Origin of the sequence: Pseudomonas sp. EL_65y_Pfl1_R83, from assembly GCF_963970695.1 — a bacterium.
GTDB classification, from domain to species: domain Bacteria; phylum Pseudomonadota; class Gammaproteobacteria; order Pseudomonadales; family Pseudomonadaceae; genus Aquipseudomonas; species Aquipseudomonas tritici.
The window spans coordinates 1-451 of the sequence record NZ_CAXAQI010000430.1 but is presented as its reverse complement, the minus strand read 5'-3'; the positions used below and the strand labels follow the sequence as shown (position 1 = coordinate 451).

Annotated in this window: 1 pseudogene; it reads right to left on the bottom strand. The window is 65.6% G+C overall.

Annotated elements, in window-relative coordinates:
• Positions 1–420: pseudogene (locus tag AACY08_RS29665) on the bottom strand (acetate/propionate family kinase); the annotation flags it as partial.
• Between the last annotated feature and the right edge of the window lie 31 nt (positions 421–451).

The window sequence follows — 451 nt, the reverse complement described above, 5'->3', positions numbered from 1 at the left end:
GCCGGCACGCATTGCGCACATGCTCGCACCGTTGCCTAGGTGCGCCGCGATGACGCGGCCTGCGGCCAGAGCAGGGTCGATCTCGCGGAGGCGGCCCGCGATGTATTCGTAGGACAGACCGTGGAAGCCATACCGGCGCACGCCCTGGCAGTGAAAGGCGCGCGGAATCGGCAGGCGCGTCGCCAATGGCGGCATGCCATGGTGGAAAGCGGTATCGAAGCAGGCGATCTGCGGGAGCAAAGGCGCCAGCACGCGCAAGGCCTGGACTGCGGCGAGGTTATGCGGCTGATGGAGCGGCGCCAGTGGGATGAGGGCTTCCAACGCATCCAGCAAAGTATCATCGATGATCTGCGGCCCGGCGAAGCAGACGCCGCCATGGACGATACGATGGCCGATCGCGGTGACCTTGCGGTCTCCCAATTGGGTTACCGCCCAGGCAAAGAGGTCCTCA